Raw genomic sequence first — 13,628 nt, 5'->3', positions numbered from 1 at the left:
GCGTGCGGCGCGGCGCTGGCATGCGCCCGGCGCCGGGTGCTCCCGTATCATCGGCGCATCGCCAGGACGAGCCGCCGCATGACCACGACCCTCCACCTGCTGCAGATGCGGGCCAGCCTGCAGGCCGGCAACCCGGCGCAGGCGCTGCGCGAGGCTGACCTCGGCCTGGCCGCCGAACCGGAGTCGCTGGAGCTGGAGCTGGGTGCGGTGGATAGCCTGATCCTGCTGCAAAGGCACGGCGAGGCGATGGCGCGGCTGGAGCGCCTGCTGCAGACACGGCCGGATTCGGGCGAGGCCTGGTTCCGGCTGGGCATTTGCCGGCTGCGCATGAGCGGCGACGAGCCGGCTCGGGCTGCGTTCGAGCGAAGCACCGAACTGCTGCCGGACGCCTTCCACATCCGCCTGCACCTGGCCGAGGCCCTGCAGGCGCTGGGCCGGCACCCGGAGGCGCTGGTGCAGTTCTTCCGCGCCGTCACCGGCGCCCAGGCCAAGGGCCGCTGGCTGGACGACGGCAGCACCGCGCCGGCGCTGCGCGACCGGGTCAGGCAGGCGATGCGGGTGATCGACGTCGGCCGACCGGAACTGTTCTTCGGCGCGATCGAGCCGCTGATCAAGGAATACGGGCTGGACGAGCTGGTACGGGTGCGCCGCGCGCTGGAGGGCTACCTCGGCCTGGCGCCCTTGCAGAGCCCGGACCCGAGGCAGCGGCCCACCTTCTTCTACGTGCCCGACCTGCAGCCGGAGCCGTACTTCGCCCGCGAACTGTTCCCGTGGTACGAGGCGCTGGAGTCGGCCTTCGATGGCATCCGCGCCGACCTGCAAAGGGTGCTGGGCGAGCGCGAGGGCCTGCAGCCGTTCCTGGATTTCAGCAAGGGCGCGCGCAAGGACGACTACCTCGGCAGTCGCGGCGACCTCGACGCGGCAGCATGGGACGCCTATTTCTTCTACCGCCACGGCCAGGAGTTCGGCGAGCGGCTGCAGGCCTGCCCGGCCACCGCCGCGGCGCTGACGCAGGTGCCGCTGACCCGGATCGACGCGCACGCGCCGGAGGTGCTGTTCTCTCTACTGTCGCCGGGCACGGTGATCAAGCCGCACCACGGCGTGACCAACACCCGGGTGGTGACCCATTTGCCGCTGATCGTGCCGCCGGATTGCGCGCTGGAAGTGGGCGGCGACGTGCACGAATGGCAGGAAGGGCGCTGCGTCACCTTCGACGACTCGTTCCTGCATCAGGCCTGGAACCACAGCGACCGGCTGCGGGTGGTGATGATCCTGGACACCTGGCACCCGCGCCTGCGCCCGGCCGAGGTGCTGGCGATCCGGCGCCTGGTGGAGTCGATCGGCGATTTCAATCGCCAGGCCGGGGTAGACTGAGGCACACCGCCGTGGCCGGCGCGGCGCTCACACGTGCGGGCGGTCCGGATCGGCCTTGCGGTCGAACACCAGGTAGGTCGAGAGGATGTACTTGTCGTTGGACGCAGGTGCGCCGCCCACGTGCTGGAACATCCAGTACGGGGGGAACACCAGCAGCCGGCCGGCCTTGGGCCGTACTTCCACGTCCAGGTCGACGAAGCGGGTGCCGCCGCCCTCGGCCACGTCGTTGAGGTACCACAGGAACACCAGGTAACGGCCGGCGACCTCGTCGATCGAATCGAAGTGCGGCTGGAAGCGGTCGCCGGCGTCCGCGCGATACTTCTTCATCGTCAGCCGGTCGGTACGCGGCCGGAACGGCACCGGGATGGTCAGGCCCAGGCGCTCGTTGTAACGCCCCAGGTACTCCTCGATCCGGGTCAGGAAGAAGCCGAGGAACGCTGGGTCGGCCAGGCGGTTGAGGTTGAGCTCGGTCCAGCGGCTGTCGTCCAGGCCCGGACGGTAGCCGCGGCCGTTAGGCGCCTGGAAACCGCTGGAGCCCTCGAAGCCGTCGATCAGCTTGCGGCAGAAGTCTTCCGGCAGGGCGTCGTCGAAGGTCTGGATGTAGTCGGTCAGGGCTTTCATGGCGCGGGCGGCGAAGACAGGTCGTAGCCCCAATGGTCGGCCACCGGCCGCAGGATCGGCAAGGCCGGTTGCAGCCAGCGCGCATACGGCTGCCAGCGTCCGACCGCGCGGCTGTTGACCGGTTCGACCACCTGCGAGTAGCTGGGCGTGCTGATGTAGCCCTTGGCCGCGGCGTGGCCGCTGAACTCGGCCAGGAATCCGCTGTCGGCGATGCCGAGGAAGTCCGCGATCCTCTGCACCTGGGCCGGGAAGTCGCCGACCGTGTCCTCGTAGCGCAGGACCAGGGTGTCGGGCGCCAGCAGGGCCTGGTGGTGGATCCAGAAGCGCATCGCGTTGACGTAGCTGCGCGCCAGCCGTTCCAGGCTCGAGCACAGCACCATGAACGCCGGCGAGCGGAAGTTCTGCATGTAGCAGCTCAGCAGCACGTCGCAGGGGTGGCGCAGGGCCAGGATGATCTTCGCCCGCGGGAACAGCCGGGCGATCATCGGCAGGCGCAGCATGTTCAGCGGATTCTTGTCGACCAGCACCTGGCCGGGCTGCAACTCGACCACCTTGGCCACCTCGCTCCAGTAGACCTGGCGCAGCTCTTCGACCTGGACGGCGGACAGCGCGTCCAGGCCATACGGGTATTCCACGCCCTGGACCTGCATGCGCTCGATGCAGCGCTGCAGGGTCGCGCGCTCGTCCATCGAGGCGTAGCCGGGATGGGCGTCGAGCATCTGCTCGAGCATGGTGGTGCCCGAGCGCGGGAAGCCGACGATGAACACCGGCGAGCGCTCCGGCCCGGCGTCGGCGGCGAAACCGCACTGGCCCGCTTCCAGCCACTTCGACGCCACCTGCAGGGGCTCGGCATTGGAATGGGCCATCTCCGGCACCACGTCCTCGGCCAGGCGGAACTGGATGGCGTGGGCGCGTTCCAGGTGCGCCATCGCCTTGGCCGGATCCTTCTCCTTGTCGGCGATGGTGGCCAGCATGAACTGGATGTTGGCCTCGGCCTGCACGTGCGGGCGCAGTTCCAGCGCGGCCGTGGCGGAGCGGCGGGCCGCCGCATGATCCTTGGCACGCATGTCCAGGGTGGCCTGCAGCTGCAGCAGGTCGATGCGCAGCTGGCGGTCGGACTCGCCGGCCCGGGCCATGGCCTGTTCGAGCAGGGTCCGCGATTCGCCGGTGCGGTTGGTACGTTCGTACAGCTGGGCCAGATGCAGAAGGCCGGAAGGCGCCTGCTGCATCCCTGGTGCGGCCAGCAGCGACTCGGCCTCTCCGGTGCGGCCGATCTGCATCAGCGCGGTGGCGAGTTCCTCGCGCAAGGCATCGGGCAGTTGCGGCCAGGCGGCAGGCGGAGGAATCAGCGCGGCGGCACGCTGGGCGTCGCCGCACTCGAAGCAGGCCAGCGAGGCGTGGATCCGCGCCTCGAGCGCGCCTGGATCCAGGTCGACCGCGTCGAGGAAGCGGTGGCGGGCGTCGGCGATCCTGCCCATGTCCATCAGCAACAGGCCATAGTCGGTGAGGAAGCCGGTATTGCTTGGCTCCAGCGCCAGCGCCTGGCGGTAGGCGTGCTCGGCCTGGGCGAACTCGCCCAGACGGCGGCGGGACAGGGCAAGGTTGGCCCAGTGGCCGGCGATGGCGGGACGCAGCCGCACGATCGCCTCGTACAGCGAGGCCGCCTCGGCTTCCTGACCCTGCGCCTGCAGCGACATCGCCAGCAGCAGGGTCAGGCTCTCCTCTCCCGGAGCTTCTTGCAGCGCCTGGCGGCAGACCTGCTCGGCCTGCGGGTAACGGCCGGACTGGAACAGCGAGAAGGCGTGCGGGATGGCGTCGGGATTCATTCGATGTCGGACTGGGCGGTGACAGGTGCGCCGGCGGCGCCCGGCGGGGCGCGCATGGGGAATGGCAAGTATCGCCGAACGGCGGCGCGAACCATTGGCCCTGTCCGGAAAAAAAGAAAGGCCGCGCGGGAAACCCGCGCGGCCAAGATACTGCAGTTATCGCGTGTAGCTTAGAAGTTGAAGGTGTAACGCGCCCACAGGTAACGGCCGACCGTATCGAAGGTCTGCACGTCGGTGTTGGCGTTCAGCACGTTGTTCTGGAACAGGATCTGCGGCTGCTTGTCGAAGGCGTTGTCCAGGCCCAGCTCGATCTTCGAGTTGAACCAGGGCAGCGCATAGGCGGCGCTGAAGCTGTGGACCAGGTAATCGTCGAAGCGCTGCTCGTAGCAGTAGGCGTCGTCGTACTGGCAGCCGGCGTCGGCGCTGACGCCCTGGGTCGGGTCGTCACTGCCGATTTCGAAGCCGCTGACGTAGCGCGCACGCCAGTTCAGCGACAGGTCGCCCTTGTTCCAGTTGATGAACACGCGGCCGCGGGTACGCGCGTACATGCCGTACGAGCTGTTGTACGTGCCGGCGATGTGCTTGACCGCATCTTCTTCGCTGAGCGGGTTCACGTCGTTGTCGTACTGGCTGATGTAGGTGGCGTCCAGGCCGAACATCCAGTTGCCCCAGGCGGTGTCGGGCAGGCGGTAGCGCAGCGCCATGTCCCAGCCCTGGGTATCCAGGCGGCCCAGGTTCACCATCGGCTCGCGGATGAAGTCGACCTGGCCGTCCGCGTAGCGGTTGATGAAGTCACAGAACGGGTGGCTGTCATCGGCGTAGCAGGTGTCGACCACGATCTGGGCGTCGGCGCGGGTGATGGTGTCGTTCAGGTACAGGCGCCAGTAGTCGACGCTGACCGACAGGCCCGGGACGAACTCGGGGTCGTAGACGAAGCCGTACGAGAACGACTTGCCCGATTCCGGCTTGAGGTCGAAGCCGGCGGCGACCGAACCGGACCACACGCCGTTGGACTGGCTGGTGGCGGCCGGCGCGATGCCGGTGGTCGGGATCGCGGTGGCACCCGCACCCGCACCGCAGGCGTTCTCGTGGTCGCGCGGGGTACCGGCGGCACCGTAGCCGGTGCACTTGTCCTGCAGCTGCGGGGCGTCGCCCTGCGGGCCGTCATACAGGTTGCCGATGGTCGGGGCGCGGAACACTTCGGCCACCGTGCCGCGCAGCAGCAGGTTGTCGATCGGGCGCCACTCCAGCTGGATCTTGCTGTTGGTGGTGTCGCCGAAGGTGCTGTAGTCGGAGTAGCGCGAGCCGACGGTCAGCGACAGCAGCTGGGCGAACGGCATGTCGGCCAGCAGGGGCACGTACAGTTCGCCGTACACCTCGGACACGTCGTACTTGCCGCCGACCGGCGAGGAGCAGGCTTCCTGCGAGATCATGCAGCGGCCGGACTCGTCGGCGATCGCGATGTAGTCGACCTTGCTGTTCTGGTACTCCTCGCGCCAGGACGCGCCGAACGCGGCCTGGACCGCGCCGGCCGGCAGGCTGAACAGCTCGCCCGAGGCGTTGGCCTCGAAGCTGCGGGTCTGGTACATGGTCGAGTAGACCGGCCGGGCCTCGGCCGCGCTCATGATCTCGATCGAGGTCGGGTCGAAGATGTTGAAGATGTTCAGCGGGGTGCAGCCGGCGATCACGTTGCCGGCGGTGCCGCACTTGACCACGCCATCGGTGTCCATGAACGACGGGCCCAGCGCGTCGGCCAGGCTGTTGTAGTCCACGTAGCCGTAGCTGGTGTTCTCGCTGTAGTAATGGCCGTAGTTGTAGGCCGCGTCCCACTTCCAGGTGTCGCCGACGAAGCCTTCCAGGCCCACGACCACCTGCGAGGTGGTGGTGTCGTAGTAGGAGCGGCGCTGGCCCAGCGAGGTCCAGCGGGTCAGGAAGTTCTGCGGCGTGCCGACTGCAACCGGGCCGAAATCCTGGCCGAACGGGTTGTAGTAGTTGTCGGCGGAGATCGAAACGCCGTCGTTGTTGGCGTCGAACGGCAGCGCGGCGATGGCGAAGTTCGAGGAGGTCTTGTTGTGGTAGACCTCGGCGAACGCGTTCAGGCGGTCGTTGATCTGGTAGTTGGCCAGGAAGAACGCGTTGGTGCGCTCCTGCGGCGTCATGATCAGGTTGGCGGCCTGGTAGTTGTACGAATCGGTGGCGCCGTTGTAGCAGCGGTAGTCGCTCTGCGAGCCGCCGGAGGCGCCCGGGGTCAGAGTCACCGAAGTACAGCCGTACTGGGTGGCCAGCGCACTGCCGGCCGGGAAGTAGATGCGGCCGTTCGGGTTGCGGCTGGAGCCGAACACGGTGACCGCACCGCTGTACAGGTAGGTCGCGTCCTTGGAGTAGTCGCGGTCGGCCGAGGAGATGCCGTCGAACTGGTTGTAGTTCAGGCCGACCATGACGTTGCCGCGGTCGCCCGCCTGGCCGAAGGTCACCGAGCCGCCGGTGCGCTGGCCGTCCTGCTTGCTCGGGGTCATGCCGACGTCGATCGAGCCGGTCAGGCCCTCGAAGTCGCGGCGCAGGATGAAGTTGACCACGCCGGCGACCGCATCCGAGCCGTACACGGCCGAAGCGCCGCTGGTCAGGATTTCGATGCGCTGCACGGCCGAGGCCGGAATCGAGTTGACGTCGCTGTTGACGACGCGGCGGCCATTGACCAGCAGCAGGGTACGCTCGGAGCCGAGGCCGCGCAGGTCGATGGTCGAGGAGCCGTCGCCGCCACCGTTGTTGACCTGCGGGTTGGTCGGGGCGCCGGACATGGCCGGCATTTCCTGGATCAGGTCGCCCAGGGTCAGCTTGCCGGTCTGCTCGATGGCGGCGCGGTCGATGACCACGACCGGGCTGGCCGTTTCGGTTTCGACACGGGCCACGCGCGAACCGGTCACCTGCACGGCGTCCAGGCTCCTCACTTCGCTGTTGGTGTCCTGCGCGAACGCATTGCCTGCCACGCCGATGACACCCGCTGCGAGTGCCAGGCCGATCGCCTCGCGCAGCTTGTTGGTCTTGTGCTTCATTCTCTTCTCCAGGTTGTTCTGGGGACGGTTGAGTCCTTGGATGCCCTGTAGGCACGGCCGGTGCGAGGCCACTGCCCATCTGGGGTGGGCCGATAATAGTTGCGCTTGCCCGGGAATTAAAGTGTTGTTAATTCCTGCCGGCGCAAGTGGAGGAAGAGCGGCCCCACCGAAGTGCTGAATGCGCTGTTTTGGCGCGGCTTTGCATCCTTATGGTGCGCCGCGACATTATCTGAATAGGGAAACTATTTCCCTTGAAACCTTCTCCTGCCAATCCGAGCATTCCCGGTTGAATGCCGCAAACCGGCCGATTGGGTTCGGTAGTGCAAATGTGCATCGGTGGGCCAGGGTGCGATCCGCATCGGCGCGGGGCAGGGCCATCACGCAGCGCGCGCGCTGCCGATCCATCCGGATCCAGCGTGTGATCGATCAGGAAAAAGGGCCGGGGCCGTGCGAAGCGGCACCGCTGCCGGGGTGCTGGCTCTACAGCCCCTGCTCGTACCGCACGTAAGGCACGGTGCCTTCGTCGCCCTCGCCATTGGTCGGCGGTGCGAAGGGATTGCGGCCGCGGGTCACCACGTTCTCGGCACCGACGGTGAGCTGGCCGCTCCACGGCGTGCGCCAGGTCAGGCCCAGGCCCAGGCCTTCCCACTTGCTGGGCTGGCCCGGCACGTCGACCACGCGGCCGATGATGTTGGCGCTGAACGGACCGTAGCCGCCGCCGACGCTCAGGCTCTTGCTGTCCCAGCGCTCGACCAGGCCGGGCGCGGCCTCGGCCAGCGGGACCAGGCGCGCACGGGCGTAGGTGCCGGCGATGGAGACGTAGGCTTCGGTGCCGATGGCGCGCTGGCCGAAGACCTGCAGGTCGTGCTGCTCGATCCGGCCATTGCCGGCGGCCAGTGCGGTGCCGCCTTCGGTGTTGAGCCAGCTCGGCAGGGCGGTGCCCTGGGTAGTGCCGGCACTGAAACCGAAGCGGCCGTTCTGGCGGCTGATGGAGGTGGTTGCGGCCAGGCGCCGACCATTGGCTTCGCCGCGGTCGTCGCCGAGGCTGGCGAGCAGGCAGCGGCTGGCCAGGCTGCTGATGCTGGCGCCGCTGGTGCTGCTGCACAGCAGGCCCAGCGAGTCGCCGGCATCCAGGCCGAAAGCGGCGTCCAGCGAATGGTTGCCGAAGCGCCAGCGCGCGCCGGGGCTGGCTTCGCCGGTGGGTTCCAGCAGCAGCACGGCCTCGACCTTGCCGCTGCCCTTGTTCCACACCGGAAGCACGGTCTGGCCCTGGTTGCCGCCGGCCTTGCTTTGGGCGTGCGCACCCGTGGCCGCGAGCATCGCGGTCAGCAGGCAGGCCAGCAGTGGCAGGCGGCGCAAGGACATGGGCGGGGGTTCAGACCGTCGGGCAGCAGGACAGTTCCCGCCAGGGCGGGAAAGCGATGCTAGGCGATTTACATTTGGTTAACAAGTCGCCGCCCCTCCCCGGAACCGTCGAGCCCGTTACTGATGGAACCGTTTTATTGCAGCCTTTCGGGCGCTTCCGCGTTCGCCGATGGCTGCCCGAACAATACGCCGATCCCGGCCAAAGGGAAGTGATACTCGCGGCCGCAGAACTCGCAGCGGACCTCGACAGCGCCGGTCGCCTCGGCGGCCGCGCGCGCCTCCTCCTCGCCGAGGCTGCGCAGCATCGCCTCGACCCGCTCGCGTGAGCAGGAACAGCCGAAGCGGACCGGCTTCTCCCCCAGCAGGGCCGGCTGCTCCTGGTGGAACAGCCGATGCACCAGCACCTGCGGATCGGTGGCCAGCAGTTCGGCTTCGCCGAGGGTGTCGAACAGGGCGCCGGCGCGGTCCCAGCCGTCGGCATCGCCTTCCTCGCCCGGCAGCTTCTGCAGCATCAGCCCGGCGGCGGTGTCGCCGTCGGCGGCCAGCAGCAGCCGGGTCGGCAACTGTTCGGACTGGCGGAAGTAATCCTCGAAGGCCTGCGCCAGCGAGCCGGCGTCGCCCAGCGCGACCAGGCTCTGGTAGCGCTGCGGCTCGCGCGGGTCCAGGCCCGGGTTCTCGATGGTCACCGCCAGCAGGGCGTCCTCGCCCAGGGCAGAGGGCGCGCGCGGGGTGTCTGTGCCCTCGTCGAGCTGGACGATGCCGCGCACGGTGCCGGCGGCGGTGCACTCGGCGAACAGCGAACGCAGGGGCCCGCCGGCGCGGACCTGCACCGACAGCCGGCCTTCGACCTTGGTGTGGCCGGTGAACAGGGTCGCCGCCGCCAATGCCTCGCCGAGCAGGGCGGTCGCGCCGGGCGGGTAGTGCGCGTGCGAGAGCAGCTCGCGCCAGCTGCCGCGGAGGCGCACGTAGACGCCGCGCACGCCGGCTTCGGGCAGCAGGAAGCGCCCGCAGCGGTCGTCGCCGTCGGCTGCGGTGGCGGGAGAGAGGGAGGCGTTTTCGTTGTCCATGGCCAGCACAATGCGGGCGTCCGCCCGGCTTTCCAAGTGAAGGCGGCCAGCCGCTACCATTCGTCCGCTTGTCCGCCATCCCGGCCGGGCACCGACCGAGGCCCGCGCCATCGACACCGCTCCCGACGCCGTCCGCGCCGTCCCGCTGCCGCGCCGCCGCCGCCACTGGCTGCGGCGGCTGCTGTGGCTGCCGGTCCTGTTCGTCGGCATCACCGCGCTGCAGGTGGCGGTGTTGCGCTTCCTCGATCCGCCGACCTCGGCCTTCATGCTGGCCCGCCAGGCCGAGGCCTGGGGCCAGGGCGAGTGGGGCTTCCGGGTGGTCTACGACTGGCGCGACCTGGAGGCGATCGCACCCTCTCTGCCGCTGTCGGTGATCGCGGCCGAGGACCAGAACTTCGCCACCCATTCCGGCTTCGACCTGGCGGCGATCGAGAAGGCTTTGGACCACAACGCCAAGGGCAAGCGCCTGCGCGGTGGCAGCACCCTCAGCCAGCAGGTGGCCAAGAACCTGTTCCTCTGGCAGGGCCGCAGCTGGCTGCGCAAGGGCCTGGAGGCGTGGTACACGCTGCTGATCGAGGCGATGTGGCCCAAGCGCCGGATCCTGGAGATACACGTCAATGTGGCCGAGTTCGGCGACGGCATCTACGGCGCCCAGGCCGCGGCGCGCAGCTACTGGCGCAAGGACGCCTCGCGCCTGGCCGCGGGCGAGAGCGCGCGCCTGGCCGCGGTGCTGCCGGCGCCGCGCCGCTACAGCGCCGCCCGCCCGGGGCCCTACGTGCAGAAGCGCGCGGCCTGGATCCAGCGCCAGGTGCGCCAGATCGGCGGACAGGACTACCTGCGGCAGCTGGAGTAGCGCGGCCGCTGTCCGCCGCCGTGCGCGCTTGCGTACCATCGGCGCATGGATGTCCGTTCCGACGACCTGCTGACCGTGGTGGTGGCCGCCTGCAACGAGGCCGCGTCGCTGCCCCTGCTGCATCCGCGCCTGCGCGCCGCACTCGACCGCGTGGACGGCGTGCGGACCCGGGTGCTGTACGTGGACGATGGCAGCGCCGACGCGACCTGGGAGGTGCTACAGGCGATCGCCGCCGCCGATCCGGAGGTGGCCCTGCTGCGGCTGTCGCGCAATTTCGGCAAGGAGGCGGCGCTGACCGCCGGCCTGGACCTGGTCGAGCAGGGCGCGGCGATGATCCTCGACGCCGACGGCCAGGACCCACCGGAGCTGATCGGCGAGTTCGTGGCGCTCTGGCGCCAGGGCTACGACGACGTCTACGGCACCCGGATCGCGCGCGAGGGCGAGGGCTGGATCCGGCGCGCCGCCGCGGCCGCGTTCTACCGGCTGATCGGGCGGTTGTCGCGCACTCCGGTGCCGGCCGATACCGGCGACTACCGCCTGCTGTCGCCGCGCGCGCTGGCCGCCTTGCGCCAGTTGCGCGAGCGCCACCGCTTCATGAAAGGACTGTTCGGCTGGGTCGGCTTCCGCCGCATCGCCCTGCCGTACCGGCGCCAGCCGCGCCTGGCCGGGCGCAGCAACTTCGGCCTGTGGCGGCTGTGGAACTTCGCCCTGGAAGGCATCACCAGCTTTTCCACCGCGCCCCTGCGGATCGCGACCTACCTGGGCCTGGCCAGCGCCCTGCTGGCGTTCGCCGGCATGGGCGTGGTCCTGGCCAAGACCCTGCTGTGGGGCGATCCGGTGGCCGGCTGGCCGACGATGATGGTCGTGATCATGTTCCTGGGCGGCGTGCAGCTGATCGCGCTGGGGCTGATCGGCGAATACCTCGGCCGGCTGTACGAGGAAGCCAAGCAGCGCCCCTTGTACCTGGTCGAGACGTGGCAACCCGACGCGGCAGGAGTATCCTCGCCGCCAAGGTTCGCGAACGGAGGTGCTGCCCATGCGCACGGTACGTCAGCTGCTGGCCGACAAGCCGGCTGAGGTGTTCGCGGTGGCGCCCGGGGCGCCGGTGCTGGAGGCCGTCCGGCTGATGGCGCAGAAGTCCGTGGGCGCGGTGCTCGTGCTGCGCGGCGAGGAACTGGCCGGGATCCTGTCCGAGCGCGACTACGCCCGCAAGGTGGTCCTGCAGGGCCGCTCCTCGGCCGACACCCCGGCCAGCGCGATCATGACCGCGCAGGTGGTCACGGTGGAGCCCGATACCTCGGTGCCGGTGTGCATGCAGCTGATGACCGAGCGCCGGATCCGCCACCTGCCGGTGCTGGAGCAGGGCCGCGTGGTCGGCGTCATCTCCATCGGCGACCTGGTCAAGGCGGTGATCGCCGACCAGCAGCTGGAACTGGAGCAGCTGCAGCGCTACATCGCCGGCTGAGCGGCCTCAGCGCGCGTACCGCCCGCCGCAGTCGCTGTCCTCGCCCGGACCGGTCTCGAAGGTCGCCAGCAGGGCCGCCGGCGGGGTGATGCTGCCCAGGGCCAGGGCGATCGCGCCGCGCACGCCCAGGGCGGCCATGTCCGGACGGAACGAAGGATCCTTGAACGTACCGCTCACCCGCAGCGGCGAGCGCAGGGAGAGGATGCTGCGGTCCTTGGGCCTGGGTCGCAGCAGCAGGTCCAGGCTCTCGTCCTTCAGGTTGATCGTGCCCTCGCCGACGATGATGGTGTCGGTGCTGTCGAAGGCCAGCGCGCGCGATGTCATCAGACCGTCGCGCACGCCGAAGTCGGCGAAGGCGCAGCGGATCGGTACCTGCCGATCCTTGGTGATCAGGAATTTCAGCGCCTCGGCGATGTCCAGCCCCGCCAGTTCCATGATCAGGTTGCTGATCCGGCCGCGGCCCATGCCCAGGGCGATGTCGCCATCAGCGCTGCCGAGGATCGCGGCGATCGAGTTGCCGCGCCCGTGCACGACGATGTCGCCGCCGATCCGGCCGGCCGCCCCCTGCGCCAGCTCGGCCTGGGTGAACAGCCTGGGCAGTTCCACCCTGCGCACCGCGATCTGCGCCCGGGTGTCGATCGGCGCCTTGCGCGCGTCCATGCGGATGGTCGAGCGCACGTCGCCGCCGGCCACGCCGAAGTTCAGCGGCTCCAGCCGCAGCAGGCCGCCCTGCAACAAAAGGTGCGCATCCATGTCCTCGATCATCGGCAGCTTCGGGGCGTGGATCTTCTGCGCGCGCCAGCGCACGTCCGCATCCATCGCGTTGAGCTTTTCCAGGTCGTAGGGCGTGTCCGGCAGCAGCCGCGGGCTGGCGGCGCGGCGCGCGGCCAGCGCCTTCTGCTCGGCGTTGGCGGTCTCGTCGCCGCCGGTGGACGGCGGCGCGCCGAGGAAGCCGGCCAGGTCGTCGAAATCGAGCCGGCGCGAAAGCAGCGTGGCGGTGAACACCGGGCGTGCGCCGGACACGTCCACCTGCACGTCGCCGGACAGGTCGCTGTCGCCGACCTCGCCCTGGAAGCCGTCGTAGCGCCACAGGTCGCCATTGCGGCGCAGGCGTCCGTCCAGCGCATAGGGCGGCGAGGGCGGCAGGGCCAGGCCGAGCAGCGGGTACAGGTCCTCCAGGTCCTGCCCGGACAGCTTCATGCGCAGGTCGAAGGTCTGGAAGCGGAACGGATTGGTCAGGGTGCCGGTGGCGCTGGCACGGGTGGCGCCGGCGCGCGCGTCCAGATCGATCCGGTAGGGGGTGTCGCTGTCGGCCAGGTCCAGCGGCGAGGCCGCCTGGCCCTGCAGCCGGAACGCCGCGCCGCGCCAGTGGCCGGTGCCGGTCACCGCCACCGGCGATCCGGCCTGGCGCTCCTGCGGGTTGGCCGGGGCGACGCTGGACAGGGCGATGTCGACGTCGGTCTTTTCCGGAGCGTCGGTGAAGCGCAGCCGCCCGTCCTTGATCCACAGCCGGTCCAGGCGCCAGCGCGGCTCGCCGGACTGCGGCTCGCGCTCGCCGAACTCCCAGTTGCCGCCGCCCTCCGGCGCGGTCTCCAGCCAGATGTCCGGCCGGGTCGCACGGACTTCCTTCATCCGCAGGCGCAAGGCCAGCAGGGGCCAGGGCGCGATGTCGATCTCCACCCGGTCGGCTTGGCCCATCCGCGCCTGCTTCGACCAGTCGGCGTTGGCCAGGCGCAGGCCTTCGGCCGAGACGGTGATGGTGCGGCCCAGGTCCACGTCCAGGTCGCCGTCGATCCGGAACTCGCGGCCGGTGGCGCCGCTCACCGCGCGCTCCAGCGGGCCCTTGAACCAGTTCCAGTCCCACAGCAGCCACAGTGCCAGCAGGGCCGCGGCGATCGCGCCCAGGACGGTGCCGGTGCGGCGCGATGGCCGCGAAGGCCGCCAGCGGCGGAGCCTTGACAGGCGGGAGGGCGATGCGGAGGAGGTCGCATTCATGCGGCCAGT

The 13,628-nt window shown here is 69.7% G+C and carries 10 protein-coding genes; 4 read left to right on the top strand and 6 right to left on the bottom strand.

The features are described from left to right. The first annotated feature begins 78 nt into the window (after positions 1-78). Positions 79-1,374, top strand: coding sequence for an aspartyl/asparaginyl beta-hydroxylase domain-containing protein (locus tag CSC62_RS10245; protein WP_162406086.1), 1,296 nt, complete (start codon positions 79-81; stop codon positions 1,372-1,374). Between the two features lie 27 nt (positions 1,375-1,401). Here the strand turns inward: CSC62_RS10245 and CSC62_RS10240 are convergent, their stop codons facing one another. From CSC62_RS10240 to hslO, 5 genes are all read right to left on the bottom strand, one after another. Then, positions 1,402-1,995, bottom strand: a complete 594-nt coding sequence (locus CSC62_RS10240; protein WP_162406085.1) for a 2OG-Fe(II) oxygenase — start codon at positions 1,993-1,995, stop codon at positions 1,402-1,404. After that, positions 1,992-3,821 (bottom strand): tetratricopeptide repeat-containing sulfotransferase family protein, encoded by a 1,830-nt coding sequence (locus tag CSC62_RS10235; protein ID WP_162406084.1) that lies wholly within the window; start codon positions 3,819-3,821, stop codon positions 1,992-1,994. Before CSC62_RS10235 ends, CSC62_RS10240 begins: the two co-directional genes overlap by 4 nt. A 170-nt stretch (positions 3,822-3,991) precedes the next feature. Further along, a complete protein-coding gene (locus tag CSC62_RS10230; RefSeq protein ID WP_162406083.1) occupies positions 3,992-6,874 on the bottom strand; it encodes a TonB-dependent receptor plug domain-containing protein in 2,883 nt (960 codons plus the stop codon). A 480-nt stretch (positions 6,875-7,354) separates the two neighbouring features. Further along, positions 7,355-8,203: an XOO1806 family protein gene (locus tag CSC62_RS10225; protein ID WP_211368975.1), complete on the bottom strand. Its 849-nt coding sequence runs from the start codon at positions 8,201-8,203 to the stop codon at positions 7,355-7,357. A gap of 170 nt (positions 8,204-8,373) precedes the next feature. Beyond that, positions 8,374-9,306 carry an Hsp33 family molecular chaperone HslO gene (hslO, locus tag CSC62_RS10220; RefSeq protein WP_162406081.1) on the bottom strand — a complete coding sequence of 311 codons (933 nt, stop codon included), beginning with the start codon at positions 9,304-9,306 and terminating at the stop codon, positions 8,374-8,376. A 145-nt stretch (positions 9,307-9,451) separates the two neighbouring features. Here hslO and mtgA point away from each other — a divergent pair, with 145 nt between their 5' ends. From mtgA to CSC62_RS10205, 3 genes are read left to right on the top strand one after another with little or no spacing between them, the layout of a single operon-like run. Next, positions 9,452-10,159, top strand: a complete 708-nt coding sequence (gene mtgA, locus CSC62_RS10215) for a monofunctional biosynthetic peptidoglycan transglycosylase (protein ID WP_246194344.1) — start codon at positions 9,452-9,454, stop codon at positions 10,157-10,159. A gap of 45 nt (positions 10,160-10,204) precedes the next feature. After that, positions 10,205-11,236: a glycosyltransferase family 2 protein gene (locus tag CSC62_RS10210; protein WP_162406080.1), complete on the top strand. Its 1,032-nt coding sequence runs from the start codon at positions 10,205-10,207 to the stop codon at positions 11,234-11,236. Then, positions 11,196-11,624 (top strand): CBS domain-containing protein, encoded by a 429-nt coding sequence (locus CSC62_RS10205; RefSeq protein ID WP_162406079.1) that lies wholly within the window; start codon positions 11,196-11,198, stop codon positions 11,622-11,624. Before CSC62_RS10210 ends, CSC62_RS10205 begins: the two co-directional genes overlap by 41 nt. Before the next feature lie 6 nt (positions 11,625-11,630). Here the strand turns inward: CSC62_RS10205 and CSC62_RS10200 are convergent, their stop codons facing one another. Beyond that, the gene (locus tag CSC62_RS10200) at positions 11,631-13,619 is read right to left on the bottom strand and encodes an AsmA family protein (protein WP_162406078.1); all 1,989 of its coding nucleotides are present in this window, start codon (positions 13,617-13,619) and stop codon (positions 11,631-11,633) included. Between the last annotated feature and the right edge of the window lie 9 nt (positions 13,620-13,628).

It is taken from the genome of Pseudoxanthomonas jiangsuensis (assembly GCF_010093185.1).
Classification (GTDB): Bacteria; Pseudomonadota; Gammaproteobacteria; order Xanthomonadales; family Xanthomonadaceae; genus Pseudoxanthomonas; species Pseudoxanthomonas jiangsuensis.
Note: the sequence above shows the minus strand (reverse complement) of the source record. Positions and strands in the feature narration are given on the sequence as shown.